The organism is Pseudomonas sp. Bout1, assembly GCF_034314165.1.
Lineage (GTDB): Bacteria > Pseudomonadota > Gammaproteobacteria > Pseudomonadales > Pseudomonadaceae > Aquipseudomonas.
In genome coordinates this window covers 1,525,408-1,551,690 of sequence record NZ_JAVIWK010000001.1, presented here as the reverse complement: position 1 = coordinate 1,551,690, position 26,283 = coordinate 1,525,408, and the positions used below count along the sequence as shown (strand labels likewise).

Here is a 26,283-nt window from a genome sequence, read left to right as displayed (position 1 = left end):
TTTAACCGCAGCGGGAGGTGACTGCTATTACAAGCCGCCGTGCAATTGATACACAAGGCAACAGGGACAACATTGGGCGATTATCGGACGGTCATTCGATTATCGCAATTTGTGACCGCCGGTCGGTGGGTGATCCAAACCAGCACCCCGCTGGGCTTGCCTTCAATCGACTTCGGAATCAGCTGATGTACGAGGGAACTTAAGGTTTATTTACCGCTTGTAGAACACCGCAGAATTTATGGCGCCAATAGTTCAGCAAGAACCTCACATGCCCGTGTAACAAAACCCTCACACAAAGTTGACGTTTTTTAACTTGATCGCGATAGTGTTATTCAAACGCATCGCTATAATGCATCCTAGGCGAGGCCAGGCCCGTATCAAACCGTGGGGCCTGATCAGGCAACGTACAGACTTTGTGCATGCCCCCTCGCAAGTACCTGACACTCATTCAAGATGCTGCCAATTGCTTGCGACTGTGAAAACAAAACTGTTGCTACGACAGCTGTTCTTCTTCCGGTGCCGTGGCCGCCTGCAATAAGGAACTGGTTTATCCTTTGCCGCATCGCGCTTCACTGGAATTAAACTCAACTCAATTAGGTAACAATGTGACGAAAGACGAACTGCGCGCGGAACTTGAGCGCCAGGAACAACGTTACAAGGATGTTTACGGCGGGGAAGTCACCACCTACGCCGCCCAGCCAGAACCTGAACGCAAGCCATGGCGTAAACGAGCCAGTCTGCTCGACCAGGCCTTTGCCCAGGAAATCCAAAAGATTGAACAGGACCTCAAGGCCGAAGAGCCATAAGCGATTCGGGTTGAGCTTCCAGAGGTGCCATCTCTCTGCCAGTACCGCACTGGTGGAGGGACGCCCCTTCATGGCGTCTTACCGAAATTTCATACAATTGTTTCAGGCATCCCCTTTTTGCGGTTTAACCCGTTTATTTTCGCCCTATTCGTTTTAAATCAAAGACTTGCCAAAGCCCCAAAAACGCTGGGGTGCGCCCTTCCCGTGGCTTTTTTTTCATTGAAGAATGTTACCGATGAGCAGCTAGTGCATTGATTACCGATGTTTTCTGGCATAATCGCGCCCCCTTACGACCGGGTCAGAAAACCTTCATGATCGATTTATTCAGCGGACTGGATGCTTGGGTTCTAGTGAGCCTGTTGCTCGCCCTGGCCTTTGTCCTCGCCTTCGAGTTCATCAATGGCTTTCATGACACCGCTAACGCGGTTGCCACAGTCATCTATACCAAAGCCATGCCGCCGCATCTGGCCGTGTTCTTCTCCGGGGTGTTCAACTTCCTCGGCGTGTTGCTCGGTGGTGTCGGTGTTGCGTATGCCATCGTGCACTTGCTGCCGGTGGAACTGCTGATCAATGTGAACACCGGCCACGGTCTGGCCATGGTCTTCTCATTGTTGGCCGCGGCCATCACCTGGAACCTCGGCACCTGGTATTTCGGGATCCCGGCGTCCAGCTCCCACACCCTGATCGGCTCGATCCTTGGTGTCGGCCTGGCCAACGCCCTGATCAACGACATTCCTCTGGCTGACGGTGTCAACTGGCAGAAAGCGATCGATATCGGCGCCTCGCTGGTGTTCTCGCCGATGGCTGGTTTCGTGGTGGCAGCCCTGGTGCTGCTCGGCCTGAAATGGTGGCGCCCGCTGTCGAAGATGCACAAGACGCCGGACCAGCGCCGCAAGCTCGACGACAAGAAGCACCCGCCTTTCTGGAACCGCCTTGTACTGGTGATTTCGGCGATGGCCGTGAGCTTTGTGCACGGCTCCAACGACGGGCAGAAAGGTATTGGCCTGATCATGCTGGTGTTGATTGGTATTGTGCCGGCGCAGTTTGTACTGGACCTGGGCAGCACCACTTACCAGATCGAGCGTACCCGCGACGCCACGCTGCACTTGAATCAGTTCTACCAGCGCAATCACGAAACCCTTGGTGAGTTCCTTGCCTTGGGCAAAAGCGTGAAAGATGATTTGCCGGGCAAGTTCCAGTGCAATCCGCAGCAGACTGAACCGACTATCAATGCGTTGCTGGGTACTTTGAAGGGTGTCTCTGACTACCATTCATTGACCGCCGAGCATCGGATTGAAGTGCGTCGTTACCTGTTGTGCCTGGATGACACCGCAAAGAAGGTCGGCAAGTTGCCTGGCCTGGATGCGCGTGAAAAGTCGGACCTGGACAAGTTGCGCAAGGACCTGACGGCTACCACCGAATATGCACCGTTCTGGGTGATCCTGGCCGTGGCGTTGGCCCTGGGCCTGGGCACCATGGTGGGCTGGAAGCGTGTGGTGTTGACCATTGGTGAGAAGATCGGCAAGCAAGGGATGACCTACGCCCAGGGCATGTCGGCGCAGATCACCACGGCCAGCATGATTGGCTTGGCCAACATCTTCAGCTTGCCGGTTTCCACGACCCATGTGTTGTCTTCGGGTGTGGCCGGTACCATGGTGGCTAACAAGAGCGGGTTGCAAGGTGGCACCGTCAAGACCATTTTGATGGCTTGGGTGTTGACGCTACCGGCGACTGTGGGCCTTTCGGCCGGGTTGTTCTGGTTGGCTTCCAAGGCTTTGGGTAGCTGACGGTTCTGGCGTTTGCGAAGAAGGTGCGACCTGTGAGGGTTGCGCCTTTTTTTATGGCTGGGGTTGGGGTGTATATCCGTTATTTAGGTAACGGCGACTTATGGTTCCGCTCTTACCTGCGATGGCATCACATCGGTATGTCTGAAAGACCGAGTTGGCTGCATCGCAGGCGAGCCAGCTCCCACAGAAAAGCAGAGCCACACCGCCCGTAGCAGCTGTCGAGCGCCAGCGAGGCTGCGTGCTGTAGCCGTTACCGCAGCACCGGATATGTACACAAATCAAAAAATCCAAAACAAAAAAAAGGCGACCGAAGTCGCCCAAAATGCCTTGCGTGCTCATGTATCCCGAAAAGACCTAAGGCTTCTTACGCTTGTTAGCGTCTTTCCAGATAAAAATTCCAAACCCGACAAAGAACATCACCATGAGGCCAACCGTCAGCACTCCGGCAAATACCACATTATCGAAAAACATGACTGGCCTCCTGCACTTGCCCTGTTGCGATAGGGCTAAGTTAACCAAGAAGACGATGCAAGAAATTGACGAGGATCAATGTCGCCCACGACGGAGCGTAAAGAAGGGGAATAACTGACCTGCATCAATCGATGCAGGCTATATCAACGCTTTTTCGGTTTATTTTTCGGCTTTTTCCTCGCCTTGCCCAACGGCATCGCCTGCTCAAACGCCTGGCGCACTTCATTCAGTCGCTTGTCATTCAGGTCATGCACACGTTTGGCCCGCTCGGCGTTCAGGTCTATCAGTTTGTCGTCATCACTCATGGCTTGGCTTACGTAATGGCTTGGATGCTCCAATAATGCGTCCTGTGCCAATCCCGCGTAAACAAAATCGATGTCATCCCGCGCATTTGCCCGCAAAATCCCCCTCTCCCCCCCTAAAACAGAGCGTTCGACGTGGCACTGCACAAGGACCTTCCCCCGCTCCTGGCCCTGCGCGCCTTTGAGGCCGTGGCCCGGCACCTGAGCTTTATCAAGGCCGCCGCCGAGCTGTCGGTGACCCAAAGTGCCCTCAGCCATCAGGTACAAAAGCTCGAACAGCACCTGGGCAAGCCGCTGTTTATCCGACGCACCCGCGCCATCGATCTGACTGAAGACGGCCAACACTACTACGACCAAATCCGCCCGGCCCTTGACGCCATCGCCGCCGCCACCCGCCAGCAACAAACGCCACCCGCCACCACCGTGCTGCGCATCGGCCTGCTCGCCTCGTTCGCCACTTTGTGGCTGGCGCCGCGACTGGCCGGGTTTCTGAGCCGTTACCCGCACATCCAGGTGGAGTTGGTACCGGCGATTCAGCTGGCAGATGTCGCCGCGGCCGAGGTCGACCTGGCGATTCGCTACGGCAAGGGCGACTGGGCCGACGTGCAGGCCACGCGCCTGATGAGCGAAACACTGTCGCCGGTGTGCAGCCCGGCGTTCAAGGCCAGCCAACTGGATAACGGCCCATTGCTGATGGCCACTTCGCACCGCCCTTTTGAGTGGACCGACTGGTCCAGGCATTACCAGGTGGACGTGGAGCATTACCCCAAGGCGCTGCTGCACGACTACAACATCGTGGTCGAAGCCGCCGTCGCCGGCCAGGGCATTGCCATGGGCCGTCACCGCCTGATCGAACGCCGACTGAAGGACGGCACGTTGGTGAAAGCCTTCGACTGGCCGCCCTACCAGAGCGAGATCGGCTACTGGTTGATCACCCCGCAAGGCGATATCAGCAAAGCAGCCACCTGTTTCAGTGAGTGGCTGCAGCAAACCTGTGCCGACGCATGAGTTATTTTGATACGTCGAGTTAGATCTATCCGTTTGTCGGCAAAAATTGCCCTGCCCCATGCTGATGACTCTTCCCAAGAGGATTCAACATGAGCCACTCCATTGCCCAACGTGTACAAGCCCTCGGCCTGAGCCTGCCGACACCCAGCCAGCCAATCGCCAACTACGTCAATTACGTGATCAGCCAGAACCAATTGTTCATCTCCGGCCAAATCCCGCTGCAGGACGGCAAACCGACGTTCATTGGCCGGCTGGGCGAATCCATCAGCGAAGACGAAGGTGCCAAGGCTGCCGAACTCGCCGCGCTGGGCCTGCTGGCGCAATTGAGCGATGCCCTGGGCGATGACCTTTCGCGGCTGGTACGCATCATCCGGCTGGGCGTGTTTATCGCCAGCAGCGGGGATTTCCAGCGCCAGGGCGCGGTGGCCAATGGCGCCTCGAACCTGCTGGTCAACGCCCTCGGCGACAAAGGCCGCCACGCCCGCACGGCCGTGGGCGTCGCCAGCCTCCCGGGCGGCGTGGCGGTGGAGATCGATGCGATTTTCGAGCTGCAACCGTGACCGTGCTGTCCCTGGCGCAAGTCCGGGCACTACGCGACGAAACGCCGGGCTGCCAGTCGGGCATCGTCCACTTCAACCACGCTGGAGCATCCCTGCCCAGCCAGGGGACGCTCGACGCGATCATTGACCAGTTGCAGCGCGAAGCCCGCGACGGCCCAATGGAAGCTGGCGAGCACGGTGCGCTGCTGGCGGAGAAAGCCCGTCGCGCCGCTGCCCAATTGCTTAATGCGCCGGCGTCCTCGATTGCCTTTGCCAGCAGTGGCTCGACCGCCTGGAGCATGGCGTTCCAGGCCCTGGGCCCGTGGCAAGCGGGTGACCGCATCCTGGTGGGCCGCCACGAATGGGGTGGCAACCTGGCGAGCATGCAGTCGGCCGTGCAAGCCGGTGCACAGGTGGAGGTGATCCCTTGCGATGAAACCGGCGCCGTGTCTGTCGCCGGCCTGGAAGCCATGCTCGACGCCCGGGTGCGGTTGATCGACCTGACCTGGCTCCCCGCCAACAGCGGTTTGATCAACCCCGCCGAGGCCATCGGCCAGTTGGCCAGGCGTCACGGTATCGCCTACTTCATTGACGCCGGGCAAGCCATCGGCCAAGTGCCGGTGGATGTGCAAGCGTTGGGGTGCGATGTGCTCAAGGGTGCCGGGCGCAAACATCTACGGGGCCCGCGCGGGACAGCGCTGCTCTACGTGCGGGCGGATTTTCTGGAGCGTTTGAACCCGGCCCAGCGCGACGTGCTTTCTGCACCCTGGAGCCCTGCGGGTTTTGATCTGCGCAACGACGCGCGGCGCTTTGAAACCAGCGAAGTGTCATTCGCGTTGTTGGCAGGCCTGGGCAATGCGCTGCTGGAGATCAATCGGCTGGGGGTTGAGCACGTCCGCCAGACGGTCCAGCTTCTAAGCGAGAGCCTGCGCGAAGAACTGCGCCGAATCGAGGGGGTTACCTTGCATGATTTGGGAACTGCCGCGAACCAGTCCGGCCTTATCGCCTTCAACCTCGCCGGCTGGGACGCCTTCGAGCTCAAACGGCGCCTGGGGCTCAAGCGGATCAACATTGGCGCCAACGGCGTGCCCTACACCCCACTGGACATGCAGGCCCGCCAGCTGCAGAGCGTGGCGCGAATCTCTGTGAGTTACCTCAATACCGCGCAAGACATCGAGCAACTGTTCGCCGCCCTGCACGAGTTGCGGGGTTAAACCTCGACGTCCACCCACAAGCCTTGCCGGAGCGCATCTTCGATCAGCGGCACCACGGGCACGGTGTTGTCGGCGTTGAGTTCGTCACCGGGAATGGCCAGGTGCTCCTGCGGGTCTTCGTCGGCTTCGCGACGGCGCCTTTGCTGTTCCTGCTGGCGTCGCTGTTCCTCGCGCAGCAACAGTGCTGCTTCCTCGGGGTCGCGTTTTTGCAGGTCGATGGTGCTTTCGTTGGAGCTTGCCTGAACAGGCGCCACGGGCGGGATATCCGGTTTCTGACGGACCGGGTCGAGCTGCGACGTGACCGGCACAACACTCAAGGGCAGCATGGGTGGCAGCATAATTATTAGTCTCCTGTCAGCAGGCTGTCGGCTGGTGCGGCATCCACTTGAGCCGTCGTTTGCCAAGTTGTGACTCAGTCGTCAGTCGCAAGTGCCTTGCCACCCGTCGATTGCAGCCCGAACCACCTGTAAAGCTTGGTAGTTTTTGTCAGAGTCCTTTGGCTGGGGCCCGCGTTCCGTTAAGATAGTCGGCTTTTTCACGGCGGGAGTCAGGCAGCATGGCGCAGCAGTATCAACCGGGGCAACGCTGGATTAGTGACAGCGAAGCAGAGCTGGGGTTAGGCACCGTTCTGGCACAGGACGGCCGCTTGTTGACCGTGCTCTATCCGGCCACTGGCGACACTCGCCAGTATGCGCTACGGAATGCGCCCCTCACTCGCGTGAGGTTTTCGCCGGGTGACAGCATCACCCATTTCGAAGGCTGGAAAATGACCGTGCAAGAGGTCGACGACGTCGACGGTTTGCTGGTCTACCACGGCCTCAATGGGCAGAACGAGCAGGTCACCCTGCCGGAAACCCAACTCTCGAACTTCATCCAGTTCCGCCTGGCCAGCGACCGTTTGTTCGCCGGCCAGATCGACCCGCTGGCCTGGTTCTCCCTGCGTTACCACACCCTGGAACACACCAGCCGCCAGTTGCAGTCTGCGCTCTGGGGCTTGGGCGGCGTGCGCGCGCAACCTATCGCGCACCAACTGCACATCGCCTGTGAAGTCGCCGACCGTATCGCGCCACGGGTTTTGCTGGCCGACGAAGTGGGCCTGGGCAAGACCATCGAAGCCGGCCTGGTGATCCATCGCCAGTTGCTGTCGGGCCGCGCCAATCGCGTGCTGATCCTGGTACCGGAAAACCTCCAGCACCAGTGGCTGGTAGAGATGCGCCGCCGCTTCAACCTGCAGGTCGCGCTGTTCGACGAAGAACGTTTTATCGAAAGCGATGCTGCCAACCCGTTCGAAGACACCCAGCTCGCGCTGGTGGCGCTGGAATGGCTGGTGGACGACGAGAAAGCCCAGGACGCACTGTTCGCCGCCGGCTGGGATCTGTTGGTAGTCGACGAAGCTCACCACCTGGTCTGGCACGAAGAGAAAGCCAGCCCCGAGTACACGCTGGTTGAACAACTGGCCGAAGTGATTCCGGGCGTGCTGCTGCTGACCGCAACCCCTGAGCAACTGGGCCAGGACAGCCACTTCGCGCGTCTGCGCCTGCTGGACCCGAACCGCTTCCACGACCTGCACGCCTTTCGCGCCGAGAGCGAAAACTATCGCCCGGTGGCCGAAGCCGTCCAGGAGCTGCTGGACAAGGGCCGCCTGTCTCCAGCCGCCCACAAGACCATCCAGGGTTTCCTCGGCAACGAAGGCGAAGCGCTGCTGACTGCCGTCAACGATGGCGACGCCGAAGCCAGTGCCCGCCTGGTGCGCGAACTGCTGGACCGCCACGGCACCGGCCGTGTGTTGTTCCGCAACACCCGCGCCGCCGTGCAAGGCTTCCCGGAGCGCAAGCTGCACGCCTACCCGCTGCCGTGCCCGGACGAATACCTCGAACTGCCCCTGGGCGAGCACGCCGAGCTGTACCCGGAAGTCAGCTTCCAGTCGCAGCCGGACGTGGACGAAGAACAACGCTGGTGGCGTTTCGACCCGCGCGTCGAGTGGCTGATCGACCAGCTTAAAATGCTCAAGCGCACCAAAGTGTTGGTGATCTGCGCCCACGCCGAAACCGCGATGGACCTGGAGGACGCCCTGCGCGTGCGCTCCGGCATCCCGGCCACGGTGTTCCACGAGGGCATGAACATCCTCGAACGCGACCGCGCCGCTGCGTACTTCGCAGACGAAGAGTTCGGCGCCCAGGTGCTGATCTGCTCGGAAATCGGCAGTGAAGGCCGCAACTTCCAGTTCTCCCATCACTTGGTGCTGTTCGACCTGCCGGCCCACCCGGACCTGCTGGAACAACGGATCGGCCGTCTGGACCGGATCGGCCAGAAGCATGTGATCGAACTGCACGTGCCGTACCTCGAAACCAGCCCGCAAGAGCGGCTGTTCCAGTGGTACCACGAAGCGCTGAATGCGTTCCTCAATACCTGCCCGACCGGCAACGCCTTGCAGCACCAGTTCGGCCCGCGCCTGCTGCCGCTGCTGGAAAACGCCGACGACGGTGAGTGGCAAGCGCTGATCGACGAGGCCCGTGCAGAGCGCGAGCGCCTCGAAGCCGAGCTGCACACCGGCCGCGACCGTCTGCTGGAGCTCAACTCCGGCGGCGCCGGCGAAGGTGATGCGCTGGTGGAAGACATCCTCGAGCAAGACGATCAGTTCACCCTGCCGATCTATATGGAAACCCTGTTCGACGCCTTCGGCATCGACAGCGAAGACCATTCGGAAAACGCACTGATCCTCAAGCCCAGCGAAAAAATGCTCGACGCCAGCTTCCCCTTGGGCGACGACGAAGGCGTGACCATCACCTACGACCGCAACCAGGCACTGTCGCGCGAAGACATGCAGTTCATCACCTGGGAACACCCGATGGTGCAGGGCGGCATGGACCTGGTGTTGTCCGGTTCGATGGGCAACACCGCCGTGGCGCTGATCAAGAACAAGGCGCTCAAGCCGGGCACCGTGTTGCTGGAACTGCTCTATGTCAGCGAAGTGGTTGCCCCGCGCTCGCTGCAACTGGGCCGCTACCTGCCACCGGCGGCGCTGCGTTGCCTGCTGGACGCCAACGGCAATGACCTGTCGGGCCGCGTCTCGTTCCTGACCTTGAACGACCAGCTGGAAAGCGTGCCACGGGCCAGCGCCAACAAGTTCATCCAGGCCCAGCGCGACCAGCTGACGCCACGGATCAACGCCGGTGAAGAGAAGATCGCCCCGCGTCACGCCGAGCGTGTGGCCGAGGCTCAACGTCGCCTGGCGGCGGATACCGATGAAGAGCTGGCGCGCCTGACCGCGTTGCAAGCGGTCAACCCGACTGTGCGTGACAGCGAACTGGTTGCCCTGCGCCAACAGCGCGAGCAAGGCCTGGCCATGCTCGACAAGGCGGCGCTGCGACTGGAAGCGATCCGGGTGTTGGTCGCGGGCTAACCTCGCCGCCCTACCCTGCCAAACAAAAAGGCCCGCGCAATGCGGGCCTTTTTTTATTCACGGGGTTTCATCGGTGACCTTGATGCCCTCATCGCGGGCAAGCCCGGCTCCCACATTGACGGTGTACATCAGCAACAACTCGGTCAACTGTGGGAGCTGGCTTGCCTGCGATGGCCTCACCTCGATCTCAGGCAGTAACCGCCCTGGCCGGCACCTCCACCACCCCCAATCCATCCTTCATCCGCAGGGCATCGCGCACAAAACTGCGGGACGCCTGGAACAGAAACAGCATGGTCAAAAACAGCGCCACCGGAATCAGGTACATGGCGTCATGCAGTCCCACCGCCTTATAGGCTTCAGTCATCTGCTGGGCACCGTCGGCATACATCGCCGAATGGGCAAAATGATCCGACAACCCGCCCACCACAATCGGCCCCATGCCCCCGCCCAGCAAATACAAGCCGGCGAAGAACAGTGCCATCGCCGTCGCCCGCAGGCGCGGCTCGACTACGTCCTGGATCGCCGTGTACACGCAGGTGTAGAAGTTATAGGCAAACAGCCAGCCGACACTGAACAGCGCCACAAACACACCAATCTCGATCCGCCCCGCATGCAGCGCCCAGGCGGTAGTGACGGTGGAGATAATCAAGCTGCACGCCGCGAACAACAGCCGACCATTGGCCACCCGCTGATGGATCTTGTCTGCCACCCAACCGCCCAGCGTCAGGCCAAATAAGCCGGTCACCCCGACAATCACCCCCGTTGCCACCGCCGCATCCTGCAACGGCAGCAGGAAATAGCGCTGCAGCATTGGCACCAGGAACGAGTTGCAGGCGTAGGTGGCGAAGTTGAAGCACAAGCCCGCCAGTACCAGCCAAAGGAACGTCGGCACCGCCAGCACCCGGCGAATCGGGCGGTCGACTTTCTCTTGGGAGACTTGCACGGTTTCTGCAGCGCCGCGCTTGGGTTCCTTGATGTAGAACATGAACACCGCGAGGATCAACCCCGGCACCGCCGCAATAAAGAACGGCGCGCGCCAGCTGTCGAACGCCTTGACCATCGCGCCAATGGTGAAGAACGCCAGCAACAGCCCCAAGGGCAGGCCCAGCATGAAGATGCCCATGGCCCGGGCCCGACGATGCGCCGGAAACAGGTCACCAATCAGCGAGTTGGCCGCTGGCGCATAACTGGCCTCACCGATGCCGATGCCCATGCGCACCAGCAAAAAGGTCCAGAAGCTGCCCACCAGCCCGTTGACCGCCGTCAAGCCGCTCCACACCGCCAGGCCCCAGCCCATGAGTTTGCTGCGCGAGCCGGTGTCGGCCATGCGCCCGAGGGGCAAGCCGGCAATCGCATAAACCAGGGTGAACGCGGTGCCGATGATGCCGAGCTGGAAGTCGCTGAGGTGCCACTCCATACGGATGGGTTCGATGATGATCGCGGGAATGGTGCGGTCGAAAAAGTTGAACAGGTTGGCCAGGAACAGCAGGAACAGAATGCGCCAGGCATTCGCCGCTTGGGTCGAGTTCTGCATGGGTCCGTCTCTTTTATTGTTATGTGAGCCGCGATGCCAGACGCATCCTGGGCCCGGAACCTGCAATCTAGTCAGGCTCGGGGGGATTGTCTGTAATGATTCGTAAGTCTGATGTCACTCCATCGGGCGACACTGGCGGTCATCCCTATTCATTTAGTTCTAGTTGCTTATAACTTCATCGCCAAATGATTAGAAGCAATCTGCCATCAACCCTTGCAACCCGCTCAGGCTCTCTATACTCAAAGCATTGTCAGGCGAAGACTTTGTAACGGGACATGCTATGGAATGGCTTGGTTTGCATTTTTTTACCGACCTTCCGGACAGCGGGCACTTATTACTCAATTGCAGTCATAACCCCTTTCTGGTGCTACTTGCGTATGTAGTGGCGTGTGCAGCGGGCTTCGGCACGCTGGACATGGCCGAGCGTGTCGGCCATGTGGACAACCCCAAGGCTCAACGGCACTGGCGCTGGGTAGGCGCGGGCTGCCTGGCCGGCGGAATCTGGGCGACCCACTTCATCAGCATGCTGGCCTTCCAGGCGCCTATCGCGATTCACTACGAATTGATCATGACGTTTGCCTCGCTGCTGATCGCGCTGATCGCATCGCTGTTCGCCATGCAAACCCTCAGTCACGCGCATTTGCACCTGTATCAGTACATGTTGGCGTCGGTGTGGATGGGGCTGGGTATTGCCCTGATGCATTACGTCGGCATGTCCGCCATGCGCTCCGAAGCCGGTGTGTATTTTCAGACCGGGTTGTTCCTCGCCTCCGTCGTGATCGCCATCGGTGCCAGCCTGGCGGCGTTGCTGCTGTCGCTGTACCTGCGCAACGGCACCGGCATGTTTCATCAATTGCTCAAGTACGCAGCCAGCCTGGTGCTCGGGGCCGGCATTATCAGCATGCACTTCACCGGCATGGCGGCCATGCAGCTACTGGTGCCGGAGGATGTCGTGCCGGCGGCATTGCCCGTCGACAACAACCCGATCCAGTTGGGCCTGCTGGTGGCAGTCATCGCCTTACTGGTGATCGGCAGCAGCATCAGCGCCGCCCTGGCGGACAAGAAACTGCAACACAAGGAAACCGACCTGCGCCGGGTCAATGCACTGCTCACCGAGCTGGACCAGGCCCGGGCCTCCCTGCAACAGGTGGCGCACTACGACGCCTTGACCAGCTTGCTCAACCGTCGCGGCTTCAACCAGATTTTTGCCGAAAAGCTCGCAGAAAAAACCGCCAGCGACGGCATGCTGGCGGTGATCTTCCTGGATATCGACCACTTCAAGCGCATCAACGACAGCCTCGGCCATGACGCCGGTGACGAGTTGCTCACCGTGCTGGCCAGCCATATCAAAAGCTCGGTGCGCAGCCATGACGACGTGGTCGCGCGATTTGGCGGGGACGAGTTTTGCATCCTCATCAGCATCCACCATCGCGATGAAGCGCGGCACATGGCCCAGCGCATCATGCAGAAAATGAAAGACCCCATCGAATTGGCCGGCCGGCGCATGGTGATGACCACCAGCATCGGCATCAGCCTCTTCCCCGAAGACGGAAAGACCAGCGAAGAACTACTGAAAACCGCTGACCTGGCGCTGTATCAGTCCAAGGATGCCGGGCGAAACAGCCTCAATTTCTTCAGCTCCAACCTGAAAACCCGGGCCTTCCTGGAACTCCAACTCGAAGAAGAGCTGCGCGCCGCGCTACGGGGCAAGAACGAACTGGTGTTGTTCTACCAACCGATCCTTGACCTGAAAAAAGGCAAGATCACGCGCCTTGAAGCGCTGGTGCGCTGGCAGCATCCCCAACATGGCCTGCTCACCCCTGACCGGTTTATCAGCATTGCCGAAAACAACGGGCTGATTGCCGAACTTGACCATTGGGTGCTGCGCCAAGCCTGCCATGACCTGAGCCTGCTTTCGGAGCAGGGCCACACCGAACTGATCATGGCCGTGAATTGTTCGGCCCTGAACCTGGCTCGTGACGAACTGGCCGATGAAATCGAGAGCGCCCTGCGCTTCGGCGGGATTGCCGCCCACCGCCTGGAACTGGAAGTCACCGAGAACGCGCTGATGGGCAACATCGGCAGCACCCTGGCGCTGCTGCGACAAATTCGCGCCCTGGGCGTGTCGCTGTCGATCGACGACTTCGGCACCGGTTATTCGTCTCTCGCCTACCTCAAGCGCCTGCCGCTGAACACCTTGAAAATCGACCGCTCCTTTATCCAGGACATTCCCAAGTCCAACGCCGACATCGAGATCGTCCAGGCCATCATCGGCATGGCGCATACCCTGCACTTGCAGGTGGTGACCGAAGGCGTGGAAACCCTGCAACAGTTTGAAGTGGTGCAGCAACACGGCTGTGATTTCGTTCAGGGTTACCTGCTCAGTGCAGCGGTGCCGATGAGTGATATTGGCGCGGTGATCAACGGCCTCGATCAGCACAACATGTTCAGCCTGCTGGGCCTCACCGGCACAGAAGCCGCGCCGAAAGACCCGCCTTCAGGTCGTACGGGCCCCGCCTCCATCGTTCGGCCAATTCGCTGAATCTGAATAAACTGTGGGAGGGGCTTGCTCCCACGGATTTGGCAATTCGCCATCATTTCGTTAAAGAACTCCGACGAACGGCCGATTCATCAGAGTCCGGCCAGGATTCCCCCTAAAAACCCTAGGGTTAAACCCTATCGCCCAGGACCAGGACGCACTGTAAAGTCGCGATCTCTCATTCCGTGATGGCTATTTGATGCTTCTTCAGCCATCCGTCCAGGCACATGGCGCACAATGACTTCTAAAAATAACTCTGCCACCGCGGTATCCGACGTGTTGCTGACAGCTCCTGCGGAAAAACCCTCAGGTTCAAAGTCATTGAGCACCGCCCGCCCGCTGGCCACCCAGCAATACCTGTACTTCACCGAGACCAACACCGACCGCATCCTCGATAACCTCGACGGCCTGCGCGACATGGTGTTCCCGCGCGCGCCGCACCTGGAAGTCGACGGTGAACTGCGCAACGAGCAAGAGTTCCCGTCGGTGTGCCTGATCGGCCTGGGCCGCTGCGGTTCGAACATTGCCCTGGATGTGGCGGAGCTGGTGTACAACGCCCGCAAGTTTTATCTCAACGAATTCAGCAACGAAGACAAGTCCACCGACAAGGGCTACCGCCCGGCCCAGTGGATTCGCAACAACCTGCGCCTGGGCTCGAACAAAGGCACCAAGCCGGTGTTTCTGGTCGAGCCACTGGTGATGCTGGGTGACCTGGACAAGGACATCGCCGGGCGCATCCGTTTCTCGCGCAAGGGTGAGAAAAGCGGCTTCCTGCGCGACTACAGCAAGATGAAAATCATGGACCTCTCGGAAGTCCATGCTGGCGGCGCCGGTAACGCACCGATCCTCGGCCAGTACCTGGCCAAGATCATCCTCAACAAAGACACCCAGCGCTTTTCCAGCCCCGACTGGAAGATGATCCACTCGTACTTGATCGACTCCTGCGGCATCAAGGCCAACCAGTCGCGCCTGTACTTCTCGATCTTCAGCGCTGGCGGCGGCACCGGTTCGGGCATGGCCTCGGAATTCGGCCTGGCCCAGCAGCACTCGTACATGAACAAGACGTTCGACACCAAGCCTGCCGACGAGCACGACAGCAAGAGCGGCCATGCCTTTGTGTTCGAGCCGATCTTCACCAGCGGCATTTGCGTACTGCCGAACATCTCCGACCACCGCAGCGAAATGTCTGAGGCACTGCACATCAACGCCGGGCGGCTGTTGTGCAAATACCTGTCAGAAGAATGGGACTTCTCGTACAACTTCGACAATGAAGACAGCAGCGAAGCCAGCGTGAAAGGCCGCATCCGGCCGTGGAACGCGATGATGCTGATCTCCAACGACATCATGCGGTATGCCGAGGAAAGCGATGACGGTAACATCCAGAACATTGACGTCAATGCCATGGAAAAGCATGCCAACCAATACATCTCGCAGCAGATCTTCAACATTCTGACGGCCCAGGCGGTGACGACCGACTACGACCAGAACTACTTCCGTCGGGCCGGGATCGACATCGGCGAAACCATCCGCCTGGATGCCAACGACCTGTTCATGAGCCTGGCCGGTCCGGTGGCGATTGCCTACGCCGAATCCGTGGTGCCGGAAACCCCGGCGCCGTCGAGCGACAAGTTCAAGGTGTTCGAAAAAGAGCCGCAGCGGCTGAATATCGATGACCTGTTTTTCCGCTCCATTGATTTGCCGCACTTCAACAAAGTGACCCAGGCGATCGAAGGTATCAGCCTGTTGCCGATCGAGTCCAAGCGCTACAAGGCATCGCTGGAGCAGTACAAGAATTCCGGGTATGACGCGGCGGCGCTGCATGACTTGCACTTCTTCAAGAACTGCTCGTCGGTGGTGTCGATTGTATCGTTGCCCAAGGATTACAAACTGTCCTATATGGACCTGAACCGGCTCAAGACGCACCTCAACAGCCTGTTTCCCAATACCACGCTCAAGCGTTATGCGTTGGTGATCGGGGCGTCGGCCAACTTGTCGCTGACGACGTTGATCGCCAAGAGCCCATGTTTGTCGGATGACTTTTTGACGTTGATCGTGGCGTTTATCAAGCGCTGCTTTGCGCGCAACCCGTATCGCTTTGATGACACGCTGGATAATTCGATTTTGGATTTCATCATCCATGAGGATTTTGATGAGGGCCGGATTGACGAGTTACTCAATGAGTTTGAAAACCCGGCGAAGATTCTGGATACCAACTGGTATGCGATCAAACCGATGTATGAGAAGAAGTATCGTGAGTTGATCAACGACAAGGACAAGTTTGTGTCGATCAACGATATTCGGCTGTCGCGGGATTGTGTGAAGAAGGCGATCAAGTACCTGCGTGAGATTTATCGTCACCGGATTGGGAAGACCAAGGTTATTTCGCTGAACAACCATACCGGGAAGACTGCGTAGGCTTGTTTCTTGGGTGGGGTGTATATCCGTTATTTGGGTTGTTGCCGATATGGGTTCCGCCCTTACGGCGGGTCACTTTTGAAAGGAGCCCAAAAGTAACCAAAAGGCTCTTGCCCCACCACTCGGCACCTCGCTTAGGCTCGGTGTGCCCTCACGCAGGCTTTGGACCGTGGGCCGCCGCGATGGGCCATCCTTGGCCCAGCGCGGCTAACCCGGCGTCCTGCCGGGTTACCCACGCTCCAAAGCCTGCGTTCGGCCAGCGTGGTTGACGGGGCGCCTAAGATCAAGATCACAAGCAGATCAAGAACACAGCGGCCTACAGGCCGGCTTGAGTGTTAAAAGCCAGATCAAAAGCTAAAGCGGGCGGGCACGGTTCAAATGTGGGAGCTGGCTTGCCTGCGATGGCATCGCCTCTGTGTATCTGAAAGAACGAGTCGCCTGCATCGCCGGCAAGCCAGCTCCTACAGCTTTTGCCTTGGCTTTTAACACTCAGGTCGGCTTTCAGGCCGCCGTGCTCTTGCTCTTGATTTTGACCTGACTGCCCCATTCAGCCCGAGGCCGAACGCAGGGATTGAGGAGCGGGTAAACCGGCAGGACGCCGGTTTAGCCGCGACGGGCCAGGGACGGGCCGTCGCGGCGGCCCGCGGAGCAATGCCGGAGTGAGGGCACACCGAGCCTAAGCGAGGTGCCGACAGGCGGGGCAGAGCGTTTTGGTTACTTTTGCGCTTTTCAAAAGTGACCCGCTGTAAGAGCGGAACCAATATCAGCCGTTACCGCAGCAACGGATAAACACCCAAAACTCACACCCAGAAACAATTCCCACCGCATTCCGACGCGAGCAAAACTGTTCCCATGACGCGCACGTAACCCCCGCCTGTGACCTTTCTCTACGGCAACATGCCATCACGGCGAAACCAGTTACCCCGCTACACACTCAAACTCCGAAAAATCCCGCACCATTTTTGTGCAGACACTTCCTACGCCGCCCTTTCCTGGATCAGAATCCAAGGCGAAACCACCACCGCCCAAAGCGCCGGCCCCCGCTCAACCAGGTCCAATGCCCGCGTCGCAGACACCTCGCCCAAGCTCCCCGCAGCCAGCCAGGCAGCGACTTTGTCACGGTTATCCTCAGCCATCCCCTCGGCGGCCTCGATCAAATCCAGCCCGGCGTCGACCCACAATAGGGCACCCTTGGCAAAGAACGGCTCAAGCTCCTTCCAGGAAATTTCGGCGGTTTCACCAAGCAGCTTGGCATAGAGGGTGCTAGGTTCTTGCGTCATGGGAGTTCACCTGTAGAAAAAATCGGCGCAATCATACCGTCGAGCACCAGGCAGAAAAACCCAGTTGCAAATGAGGCACCGAACGAAAGTGTCAGGAAAGCCAAGGATTGCCCGAGACTCTGGCATCACCCCGCCGCAATTCTGTCTTTTTCTTTCATTTAAGCGACATACCCGGGTTTTGCCCCCAGCAGCCAGCTTTTCAAGCGATCAACCGGCGCTCTACACTGTACCGGTACAGTTGCCAGGCCGCTGCCGGGGGATATCCCAGATATCTGATCCGGTTCTGCAGCTCACAAGGCCGCTAGAACTATAAAAAATACAACAGTAAGAGTGGAGCACTATGAATAAGGCTACTAAGCAGATTTCCAAACTGTTTGCCGCTATGGTCCTGGCCGGGGTTGCCAGCCATTCGTTCGCAGCTGACACCATCAAGATCGGTATTGCCGGCCCTAAAACCGGCCCTGTGACCCAGTACGGCGACATGCAGTTCATGGGTGCCAAACAGGCCATCGCCGACATCAACGCCAAGGGCGGCGTCGATGGCAAAATGCTCGAAGCCAAAGAATACGACGACGCTTGCGATCCTAAACAAGCCGTGGCCGTCGCCAACAAAGTGGTCAACGACGGCGTCAAGTTCGTGGTCGGTCACCTTTGCTCCAGCTCCACTCAGCCAGCATCCGACATCTACGAAGACGAAGGCGTGATCATGATCACCCCGGCGGCCACCAGCCCGGAAATCACCTCCCGTGGCTACAAGCTGATCTTCCGCACCATCGGCCTGGACAGCGCCCAGGGCCCGGCTGCCGGCAACTACATCGCCGACCACGTGAAGCCAAAAGTGGTTGCCGTCGTTCACGACAAGCAGCAATACGGTGAAGGCATCGCTACCGCCGTTAAGCAGACCCTCGAGAAGAAAGGCGTGAAAGTCGCCGTCTTTGAAGGCATCAACGCTGGCGATAAAGACTTCAGCTCGCTGATTCAGAAACTCAAGCAAGCCAACGTCGACTTCGTCTACTACGGCGGCTACCACCCTGAGCTGGGCCTGATCCTGCGCCAAGCCAAGGAAAAAGGCCTGGACGCCAAGTTCATGGGCCCAGAAGGCGTCGGCAACGACTCCATCTCGCAAATCGCCCAAGGCGCCTCCGAAGGCCTGCTGGTTACCCTGCCGAAGTCTTTCGACACCGATCCTGCCAACAAGGCAATCGTTGAAGAGTTCGCCAAGAACAAGCAGGACCCAACCGGTCCGTTCGTGTTCCCGGCCTACTCGGCTGTTGAAGTGATCGCCGGCGGTATCACTGCCGCGAAGAGCGAAGACACCGCCAAAGTGGCTGCTGCCATCCACGCCGGTAACTTCAAGACCCCAACCGGCGACCTGAGCTTCGACGCCAAGGGCGACCTGAAGGACTTCAAGTTCGTGGTCTACGAATGGCACTTCGGCAAACCAAAAACCGAAGTTTCCCCTCAGTAAGCCAGGCGTTTCTGGTCAACAAGCCCACTGTGCAAGCAGTGGGCTTTGTTTTACGAGGTTTATGGGCCTGTCACCCGCGATCCGGGCGCTGGCTCACCTGAAAATCTTAAAACCGTCACCAGCGGTTCGCTGGCAAACGCTTTGTGCAACCTCTGTCACAGAACAGGGCACCGAGCCGGAAATGACTCCACCAGTGAAATGCGTATCGGGTTTTTAGGAGCGCTGTAATGCCTGAGATCTATCATTTTTTCCAAACGCTGGTTAACGGCATGACCGTTGGCAGCACCTATGCCTTGATAGCCATTGGCTACACAATGGTTTACGGCATCATTGGAATGATTAACTTCGCCCATGGCGAGGTGTACATGATTGGTTCCTACGTGGCCTTCATCGCCCTTGCCGGGCTGGCCATGCTAGGTATCCATTCCCTGCCGCTGTTGATGACCGCTGCGTTCCTGGCGTCCATCGTCGTAACCAGTGCCTATGGTTACAGTATCGAACGCGTTGCGTACCGCCCCTTGCGTGGCAGCAACCGCTTGATCCCGCTGATCTCTGCGATCGGCATGTCGATTTTCCTGCAGAACACCGTACTGCTGTCCCAGGATTCCAAGGACAAATCCATTCCCAACCTGATCCCGGGGAACTTCTCCTTCGGCCCAGGTGGCGCACAAGAAGTGCTGATTTCCTACATGCAGGTCCTGGTCTTCGTCGTCACCCTGGTGGCGATGCTCGGCCTGACCCTGTTCATCTCCCGCTCCCGTCTGGGACGCGCCTGCCGGGCCTGCGCCGAAGACATCAAGATGGCCAACCTGTTGGGCATCAACACCAACAACATCATCGCCCTGACCTTCGTCATCGGTGCCGCACTGGCCGCTGTCGCCGCCGTGTTGTTGAGCATGCAGTACGGCGTGATCAACCCCAACGCCGGTTTCCTGGTGGGCCTCAAGGCCTTCACTGCGGCGGTATTGGGCGGCATCGGCAGCATTCCGGGCGCGATGCTCGGCGGGCTGGTGCTGGGTGTGGCTGAAGCCTTTGGCGCTGATGTGTTCGGCGACCAGTACAAGGACGTGGTGGCATTCGGTCTATTGGTTCTGGTGCTGTTGTTCCGGCCGACCGGCATTCTGGGCCGTCCGGAGGTTGAGAAAGTATGAGCAGATATCTTAAATCGGCGTTTTTCAGCGCCTTGCTGGTCTGGGCCGTGGCCTTTCCGGTACTCGGGCTCAAGTTGAGCATTGTCGGGATCAACCTTGAAGTGCATGGCACCGGTCCGGTGACATTGACCATCATTGCCTTGTGCTCGGTGTTGATGTTCCTGCGCGTGCTGTTTACCCAGCAGGTCGGTGCCCTGTTCAAAGGCAACCGTGGCCCACTGGTGTCGCCCAAGGTCAGCCAGTTCCTGACCCTGCCGCGCACCCAGCGCTACATCATCATCGGCCTGATCGTGGCCGCGTTGATCTGGCCGTTCTTCGGTTCCCGTGGCGCGGTGGATATCGCCACCCTGATCCTGATCTACGTGTTGCTGGGCCTGGGCCTGAACATCGTGGTGGGCCTGGCCGGCTTGCTCGACCTGGGTTATGTGGGTTTCTACGCCGTGGGTGCCTATACCTACGCGCTGCTCTCGCACTACCTGGGCTGGGGCTTCTGGATCTGCCTGCCGCTGGCCGGCATGGCGGCGGCCACATTTGGCTTCCTGCTGGGCTTCCCGGTACTGCGCTTGCGTGGTGACTATTTGGCGATCGTGACCCTGGGCTTCGGCGAAATCATCCGTCTGTTCCTGCGTAACCTCACCGATATCACCGGCGGCCCCAACGGCATCAGCAGCATCCCCAAGCCGACGTTCTTCGGGCTGTCGTTCGACCGCACCGCGGCCGAAGGCATGCAGACCTTCCATGAGTACTTCGGGATCGACTACAACCCGGTGAGCAAAGTGGTGTTCCTGTACCTGGTGGCGTTGTTGCTGGCGCTGGCGGCCTTGTTCGTGATCAACCGTTTGCTGCGCATGCCGATCGGACGCGCGTGGGAAGCGCTGCGCGAAGATGAAATCGCCTGCCGTGCGTTGGGCATGAACCCGACAATCATCAAACTTTCGGCCTTCACCCTCGGGGCAACCTTCGCCGGTTTCGCCGGCAGCTTCTTTGCCGCTCGCCAGGGTTTGGTGACGCCGGAGTCGTTCACCTTCATCGAGTCGGCAATCATCCTCGCCATCGTGGTACTGGGTGGCATGGGCTCGCAGCTTGGGGTAATCCTCGCCGCGATCGTGATGATCCTGCTACCGGAAATGATGCGTGAGTTCAGCGAATACCGCATGTTGATGTTCGGCGCCATGATGGTACTGATGATGATCTGGCGCCCTCAAGGCCTGCTGCCCATGCAACGTCCACACATGGAGCTGCGCAAATGAGCCGCGAGATCCTGAAAGTCGAAAACTTGAGCATGCGCTTCGGCGGTTTGCTGGCGGTCAACGGCGTGGCCCTGACCGTGCAAGAGAAACAGGTTGTAGCCCTGATCGGCCCCAACGGCGCCGGCAAGACCACGGTGTTCAACTGCCTGACCGGTTTCTACAAGCCGGCGGGCGGCACCATCCTGCTGGACGGCCAGCCGATCCAGGGCCTGGCCGGCCACGAGATTGCCCGCAAGGGCGTGGTGCGGACCTTCCAGAACGTGCGGTTGTTCAAGGACATGACGGCGGTCGAGAACCTGTTGATCGCCCAGCATCGTCACCTGAACACCAACTTCTTTGCAGGCCTGTTCAAGACCCCGTCGTTCCGCAAAAGCGAGCGCGAGGCCATGGAGTACGCCGAGTACTGGCTGGACAAGGTCAACCTCACCGAGTTTGCCAACCGCCCTGCCGGCACCCTGGCCTACGGTCAGCAACGTCGCCTGGAAATCGCTCGCTGCATGATGACCCGCCCGCGGATCCTCATGCTCGACGAACCGGCCGCCGGCTTGAATCCAAGGGAAACCGAAGACCTCAAGGCGCTGATCAGTGTGCTGCGTGAAGAAAACAACGCCACCGTGCTGCTGATCGAACACGACATGAAACTGGTCATGAGCATCTCCGACCATATCGTCGTGATCAACCAGGGCACGCCACTGGCCGACGGTACGCCGGAGCAGATCCGCGACAACCCGGCCGTGATCAAAGCCTATTTGGGGGAAGCGTAAAATGCTGCAATTCGAAAACGTTTCCACTTTCTACGGCAAGATCCAGGCGCTGCACAGCGTTAACGTGGAAGTGCGCCAGGGCGAGATCGTCACCCTGATCGGCGCCAACGGTGCCGGCAAATCCACCCTGTTGATGACCCTGTGCGGTTCGCCCCAGGCCCACAGCGGCAGCATCCGCTACATGGGTGAAGAGCTGGTGGGCCAGGCGTCCTCTGAAATCATGCGCAAGAGCATCGCGGTGGTTCCGGAAGGTCGTCGAGTGTTTGCCCGCCTGACCGTGGAAGAGAACCTCGCCATGGGCGGGTTCTTCACCGACAAGGGCGACTACCAGGAGCAGATGGACAAGGTGCTGCACCTGTTCCCGCGGCTCAAGGAACGCTTCAGCCAGCGTGGCGGCACCATGTCGGGCGGTGAACAGCAAATGCTCGCCATCGGCCGCGCGCTGATGAGCAAGCCCAAGCTGCTGCTGCTGGACGAACCCTCACTGGGCCTCGCGCCGATCATCATCCAGCAGATCTTCGACATCATCGAGCAGCTGCGCAAGGACGGTGTAACGGTGTTCCTGGTGGAGCAGAACGCCAACCAGGCCCTGAAGATCGCCGACCGCGCCTATGTGCTGGAAAACGGCCGGGTGGTGATGCAGGGCAGCGGCGAGCAACTGCTGACCGATCCGAAAGTGCGTGAGGCTTATTTGGGCGGTTGATGCCGTCTGGAAGTAAAAGCCGGCCTCTGTGGGAGCTGGCTTGCCTGCGATAGCATCGCCTCGGTGGAACTGAAACACCGAGGCGTCAGCATCGCAGGCAAGCCAGCTCCCACACTTGTTTGGCGAAACCTGAAATTATTTTCGCCAGGTTTGTAACGAATCCCTCCTCCCTATCTCTAGTGGTGTAAGCAGGCAACTAAGCTTGCCAACTCAACCCACTGCTGGAGATACACCATGACTACCAAAACCCGTTCGCTGTCCGCCGCTACCCTCATCCTGGCCCTGGGTTCGGCCCTGAGCCTGTCCGCCCTGACCACCACCGCCCACGCTGCCGATGACATGCAAAAATGCTTCGGTGTGGCCGAAGCCGGCAAGAACGATTGCGCTGCAGGCGCTGGCACCTCTTGCGCGGGCACCTCGAAGGTCAAGGATCAAGCCAACGCCTGGAAATTGGTCCCGGCCGGCACCTGCCTTAAAACCCCAAGCGCCACCTCGCCAAGCGGTTTTGGCCAGGAAGCGGCCTTCACCGCCAAGTCCTGAAACCCTGCGCAGCCTGAGTACTGACGATGACGCTTTCATGCACCCACTCCATCTCCCAGGCTCAGGCGCCTGGCCTCCCCCGTCGGGCCGGGCTGGGGCTCAAGAACGAGCACTTCAATGAAGTGCTCAAGACTTCCCCCGACATCGGTTTTTTCGAAGTCCACGCCGAAAACTATATGGTGGCCGGCGGGCCTTTCCATCACTACCTGGGTTTGATCCGCGAACAGTACCCGCTGTCGCTGCACGGTGTGGGCCTGTCGATCGGCGGCGAAGGTCCGCTGAACGATGACCACCTGGCGCGCCTTGCGAGGCTGATCGAACGCTATCAACCCCACTCCTTTTCCGAACACCTGGCCTGGTCCAGCCACGGCCCGGTGTTTCTCAATGATTTGCTGCCACTGGCGTATGACGATGAAACCCTCACGCGGGTGTGCGAACACGTGGACCAGGTCCAAACCCGACTGCAACGGCCAATGCTGCTGGAGAACCCCTCGACCTACCTGCAGTTCCAGTGCTCCACCCTGCAAGAGACCGACTTCATCAGCGAAGTGATCCGCCGCACCGGCTGCGGGCTGCTGCTGGACGTCAACAATGTGTATGTGTCGTGCATCAACCACCAGCAAGACCCGCTGAAGTACATCGATGCCTTGCCGCTGCACGCGGTGGGCGAGATTCATCTGGCAGGGTTTGCCGAAGACACTGACAGCCTTGGTGATCGTTTGCTGATTGATGATCACGGCGCGCCGATCGACAACGCGGTATGGCAGCTTTACCAGCACGTGCTTGCGCGCACCGGGCCAGTCGCCACACTGATCGAGCGTGACAACCAGGTGCCGGCCTTCAGCGTGCTGCACGCCGAAGCGCGCCAGGCCGAACGCTTCCTGCTGGAGGCGCGCCCATGAGCCGTCATGACGTATTCGCCAGTGCCCTGCTGTCACCCGATGAGAGCTGCCCACAAGGCTTGTTCAGCTACAACGGTGCCGATCCCGCCAGCCGTTTTGCGGTGTATCGCAACAATGTTCACAGCTCGCTGATTAACGCCCTGGCAGCCGGCTACCCGGTCACGTTGCAATTGGTAGGCGATGAGTTTTTTCGCGCAATGGCCGGCGTGTATGTTCAGGGTTTCCCGCCGACCAGCGCGCTGATCAATGAGTACGGCGGCGACCTGGCCGACTTTATCCAGGGCTTTGCCCCCGCCGCCAGCGTGCCCTACCTGGCTGACGTGGCACGCCTGGAGCGGCTGCGGGTCAGGGCCTATCACGCCGCAGACGCGGTGGCACTGGATCAACAGGACGTCATCGCCGCCCTGCAACACCAATCAGACGTAAGCGATCTGCGCCTGCAACTGCATCCGTCCCTCGCCACCCTGAACTCGTCCTACGCCGTGGTGGGATTATGGGCCGCGCATCAGACAGCCGAATCCCTCGCTACCCTCGACCCTTTCCATGCCCAAAGCGCGCTGATATTACGCAGCGGCCTGGACGTGAAGGTGTTCCACATCGACAGCGGCTCAGTGGCGTTTATCAACAGCCTGCAAAACGGCTGGCCGCTGGAAATGGCCGTGGCCTATGCCCTTGATGCGGCCGCCGAATTTGACCTGCACCAATGCCTGGCGCTGCTGATTGGCCACGGCGCCATCACCCACTTGCACACAGAACAAAAGGTATCGCCATGAACGCCACCGCTCCCGGCCTGATCCAACGGATCATTCAGCTCTTCGAGAAAATCCCCTACGGCCTGATCGCCTTCGTCGCACGCTTCTCGATTGCGGCAGTGTTCTGGAAATCCGGCCAGACCAAGGTCGAAGGCTTCGCCGTGGACCTGATCGGCGGCACCTTCCAACTGGGCTGGCCACACTTGGCGCCGTCCACACTGCCGCTGTTTCGCAGTGAATACCACGTGCCACTGCTGTCAGCGGAAGTGGCCGCGCACATGGCTGCGTTCGCCGAGCACTTTTTCCCGGTGCTGATTCTGGTGGGGTTTGCCACACGGTTCTCGGCGTTGGCGTTGCTGGGCATGACCCTGACCATTCAGCTGTTCGTGTACCCGGACGCCTACCCGACCCACGGCACGTGGATCGCGCTGCTGTTGCTGTTGATGGCCAAGGGACCGGGCTGCTTCTCCATCGATCACCTGATTGCACGGCGCTACCGCTAAAGGCGATCCAGGGCCTCGCCGCTGCGCTTGAACCAGCCCACGAGATAATCCGCCAATACCTGGGTGCGGCGCGGCAGGCCGCCCTGGTACGGATGCACCAGGTACATCGGCATGCTGCGGGTCTGATAATCACGCAGGAGCCAGCGCAGGCGACCGTCAGCCAATTCCGCGTGTAGTACGTAGGATGGCAAACGTGCGATGCCCGCGCCCACCAGCGCAGCCTTCTTCAACAAGTTGTAGTGGTTGGAGGCAAAGGTGCCGGAGACGCGAACCCGTAATAGCTCATGTTGCTGGTGATACAGCCACTCTTCACGACCGCTGTAGTGGCTGTTCAGCAGGCAGTTGTGGCCCACCAGTTCAGCCGGCGCCAGCGGCTCGCCGTGTTGTTCCAGATAAGCCGGGCTGGCGCAGGTCATTTCGTGCCAGGCGAGCAACGGCTTGGCCACCAGGCGCTCGTCGTTGGCGACTTCCGAGCGCACCGCCAGGTCAAAGCCGTCCCGCGCCAGGTCTCGATACTGGTTGTTGAGTTCCAGTTCGATCTGCACCTGCGGGTACTCCCTGGAAAATTCCAGCAACAAACCATCGAAGAAGGTTTCTCCCAAAGAAACCGGAACCGTCATACGCACAGGGCCGACCAAATCGTCCTTGAGCCGGGCCAACGCCTGACGCGCCCGCTCCACCTGAACCACCAACGCCTGCGCCTGAGGCAACAGCGCTGCACCCGCCGCCGTCAGGCTCAGGCGGCGAGTGGTCCGGTGCAGCAACACCACCGAAAACTGTGCTTCCAACTGGCTGATGCGCTTGGACAACTGCCCCTTGCTGCAACCCAATTGCTGGGCGGCCAGGGTAAAGCTGCCGGCTTCGATGAGCACCGCAAACGCCGCCAGGTCATCCATTTCGCTCATGGATTGTTTCCATTTGAAAACCAAAGGTTGCCTATTAGTGCGCTTAT

The 26,283-nt window shown here is 59.6% G+C and carries 24 protein-coding genes; 17 read left to right on the top strand and 7 right to left on the bottom strand.

The genetic code is table 11. The features are described 5' to 3' along the window. Positions 1–605 precede the first annotated feature (605 nt). On the top strand, positions 606–806 hold the full coding sequence (locus tag RGV33_RS07080) for a hypothetical protein (RefSeq protein WP_003219834.1): 201 nt from the start codon (positions 606–608) through the stop codon (positions 804–806). Between the two features lie 311 nt (positions 807–1,117). Beyond that, on the top strand, positions 1,118–2,593 hold the full coding sequence (locus RGV33_RS07075) for an inorganic phosphate transporter (protein ID WP_177050519.1): 1,476 nt from the start codon (positions 1,118–1,120) through the stop codon (positions 2,591–2,593). Between the two features lie 354 nt (positions 2,594–2,947). On the opposite strand, the gene ccoM is transcribed toward RGV33_RS07075, so the two are convergent. Then, positions 2,948–3,064 (bottom strand): cytochrome c oxidase subunit CcoM, encoded by a 117-nt coding sequence (gene ccoM / locus RGV33_RS07070; protein WP_010176679.1) that lies wholly within the window; start codon positions 3,062–3,064, stop codon positions 2,948–2,950. Positions 3,065–3,207: 143 nt separating this feature from the next. Beyond that, positions 3,208–3,513: a hypothetical protein gene (locus RGV33_RS07065; protein WP_322148780.1), complete on the bottom strand. Its 306-nt coding sequence runs from the start codon at positions 3,511–3,513 to the stop codon at positions 3,208–3,210. On the opposite strand from RGV33_RS07065, the gene RGV33_RS07060 reads away from it, so the two are divergent. The 3 genes from RGV33_RS07060 (at position 3,502) to RGV33_RS07050 (ending at position 6,127) form a co-directional block, all read left to right on the top strand. After that, positions 3,502–4,374 (top strand): LysR substrate-binding domain-containing protein, encoded by an 873-nt coding sequence (locus RGV33_RS07060; protein WP_322143652.1) that lies wholly within the window; start codon positions 3,502–3,504, stop codon positions 4,372–4,374. The two genes, RGV33_RS07065 and RGV33_RS07060, sit on opposite strands and share 12 nt — an antisense overlap. 89 nt (positions 4,375–4,463) lie before the next feature. Further along, positions 4,464–4,934, top strand: coding sequence for a RidA family protein (locus RGV33_RS07055; RefSeq protein WP_322143651.1), 471 nt, complete (start codon positions 4,464–4,466; stop codon positions 4,932–4,934). Further along, entirely contained in the window at positions 4,931–6,127 is a 1,197-nt protein-coding gene (locus tag RGV33_RS07050) for an aminotransferase class V-fold PLP-dependent enzyme (RefSeq protein ID WP_416152063.1), read from the top strand. The genes RGV33_RS07055 and RGV33_RS07050 overlap by 4 nt, the downstream gene beginning before the upstream one ends. On the opposite strand, the gene RGV33_RS07045 is transcribed toward RGV33_RS07050, so the two are convergent. After that, positions 6,124–6,465, bottom strand: a complete 342-nt coding sequence (locus RGV33_RS07045) for an aspartate-semialdehyde dehydrogenase (protein ID WP_322143650.1) — start codon at positions 6,463–6,465, stop codon at positions 6,124–6,126. The genes RGV33_RS07050 and RGV33_RS07045 overlap by 4 nt on opposite strands. A gap of 218 nt (positions 6,466–6,683) precedes the next feature. Here RGV33_RS07045 and rapA point away from each other — a divergent pair, with 218 nt between their 5' ends. Then, complete coding sequence (rapA, locus tag RGV33_RS07040; protein WP_322143649.1) at positions 6,684–9,530, top strand: RNA polymerase-associated protein RapA; 2,847 nt, start codon at positions 6,684–6,686, stop codon at positions 9,528–9,530. A gap of 57 nt (positions 9,531–9,587) precedes the next feature. Here the strand turns inward: rapA and RGV33_RS07035 are convergent, their stop codons facing one another. Continuing rightward, a complete protein-coding gene (locus RGV33_RS07035; protein ID WP_322143648.1) occupies positions 9,588–9,710 on the bottom strand; it encodes a hypothetical protein in 123 nt (40 codons plus the stop codon). Between the two features lie 7 nt (positions 9,711–9,717). Then, a complete protein-coding gene (locus tag RGV33_RS07030) occupies positions 9,718–11,064 on the bottom strand; it encodes an MFS transporter (protein WP_322143647.1) in 1,347 nt (448 codons plus the stop codon). 280 nt (positions 11,065–11,344) lie between these two features. Here RGV33_RS07030 and RGV33_RS07025 point away from each other — a divergent pair, with 280 nt between their 5' ends. Together RGV33_RS07025 and RGV33_RS07020 are read left to right on the top strand one after the other, a co-directional pair. Then, positions 11,345–13,606: a bifunctional diguanylate cyclase/phosphodiesterase gene (locus RGV33_RS07025; RefSeq protein WP_322143646.1), complete on the top strand. Its 2,262-nt coding sequence runs from the start codon at positions 11,345–11,347 to the stop codon at positions 13,604–13,606. Positions 13,607–13,840: 234 nt separating this feature from the next. After that, a complete protein-coding gene (locus RGV33_RS07020; protein WP_322143645.1) occupies positions 13,841–16,018 on the top strand; it encodes a hypothetical protein in 2,178 nt (725 codons plus the stop codon). Between the two features lie 977 nt (positions 16,019–16,995). Here the strand turns inward: RGV33_RS07020 and RGV33_RS07015 are convergent. Next, positions 16,996–17,298, bottom strand: coding sequence for a DUF2288 domain-containing protein (locus RGV33_RS07015; protein WP_322143644.1), 303 nt, complete (start codon positions 17,296–17,298; stop codon positions 16,996–16,998). Between the two features lie 340 nt (positions 17,299–17,638). Here RGV33_RS07015 and RGV33_RS07010 point away from each other — a divergent pair, with 340 nt between their 5' ends. From RGV33_RS07010 to RGV33_RS06970, 9 genes are all read left to right on the top strand, one after another. Further along, complete coding sequence (locus RGV33_RS07010; RefSeq protein ID WP_322143643.1) at positions 17,639–18,766, top strand: branched-chain amino acid ABC transporter substrate-binding protein; 1,128 nt, start codon at positions 17,639–17,641, stop codon at positions 18,764–18,766. A 227-nt stretch (positions 18,767–18,993) separates the two neighbouring features. Then, complete coding sequence (gene livH / locus RGV33_RS07005; RefSeq protein WP_322143642.1) at positions 18,994–19,917, top strand: high-affinity branched-chain amino acid ABC transporter permease LivH; 924 nt, start codon at positions 18,994–18,996, stop codon at positions 19,915–19,917. After that, complete coding sequence (locus RGV33_RS07000) at positions 19,914–21,167, top strand: high-affinity branched-chain amino acid ABC transporter permease LivM (protein WP_322143641.1); 1,254 nt, start codon at positions 19,914–19,916, stop codon at positions 21,165–21,167. Before livH ends, RGV33_RS07000 begins: the two co-directional genes overlap by 4 nt. Then, positions 21,164–21,931: a high-affinity branched-chain amino acid ABC transporter ATP-binding protein LivG gene (livG, locus tag RGV33_RS06995; protein ID WP_322143640.1), complete on the top strand. Its 768-nt coding sequence runs from the start codon at positions 21,164–21,166 to the stop codon at positions 21,929–21,931. Before RGV33_RS07000 ends, livG begins: the two co-directional genes overlap by 4 nt. A gap of 1 nt (position 21,932) precedes the next feature. Next, complete coding sequence (locus RGV33_RS06990) at positions 21,933–22,634, top strand: ABC transporter ATP-binding protein (RefSeq protein ID WP_003211664.1); 702 nt, start codon at positions 21,933–21,935, stop codon at positions 22,632–22,634. A 234-nt stretch (positions 22,635–22,868) separates the two neighbouring features. Then, entirely contained in the window at positions 22,869–23,174 is a 306-nt protein-coding gene (locus tag RGV33_RS06985) for a DUF2282 domain-containing protein (RefSeq protein WP_322143639.1), read from the top strand. 26 nt (positions 23,175–23,200) lie between these two features. After that, the gene (locus RGV33_RS06980) at positions 23,201–24,076 is read left to right on the top strand and encodes a DUF692 domain-containing protein (RefSeq protein ID WP_322143638.1); all 876 of its coding nucleotides are present in this window, start codon (positions 23,201–23,203) and stop codon (positions 24,074–24,076) included. Further along, positions 24,073–24,849, top strand: a complete 777-nt coding sequence (locus RGV33_RS06975) for a DNA-binding domain-containing protein (protein WP_322143637.1) — start codon at positions 24,073–24,075, stop codon at positions 24,847–24,849. The genes RGV33_RS06980 and RGV33_RS06975 overlap by 4 nt, the downstream gene beginning before the upstream one ends. Then, positions 24,846–25,331 (top strand): DoxX family protein, encoded by a 486-nt coding sequence (locus RGV33_RS06970; RefSeq protein ID WP_322143636.1) that lies wholly within the window; start codon positions 24,846–24,848, stop codon positions 25,329–25,331. The genes RGV33_RS06975 and RGV33_RS06970 overlap by 4 nt, the downstream gene beginning before the upstream one ends. Here RGV33_RS06970 and RGV33_RS06965 read toward each other — a convergent pair. Then, positions 25,328–26,236 carry a LysR family transcriptional regulator gene (locus RGV33_RS06965; RefSeq protein WP_169387264.1) on the bottom strand — a complete coding sequence of 303 codons (909 nt, stop codon included), beginning with the start codon at positions 26,234–26,236 and terminating at the stop codon, positions 25,328–25,330. The genes RGV33_RS06970 and RGV33_RS06965 overlap by 4 nt on opposite strands. Between the last annotated feature and the right edge of the window lie 47 nt (positions 26,237–26,283).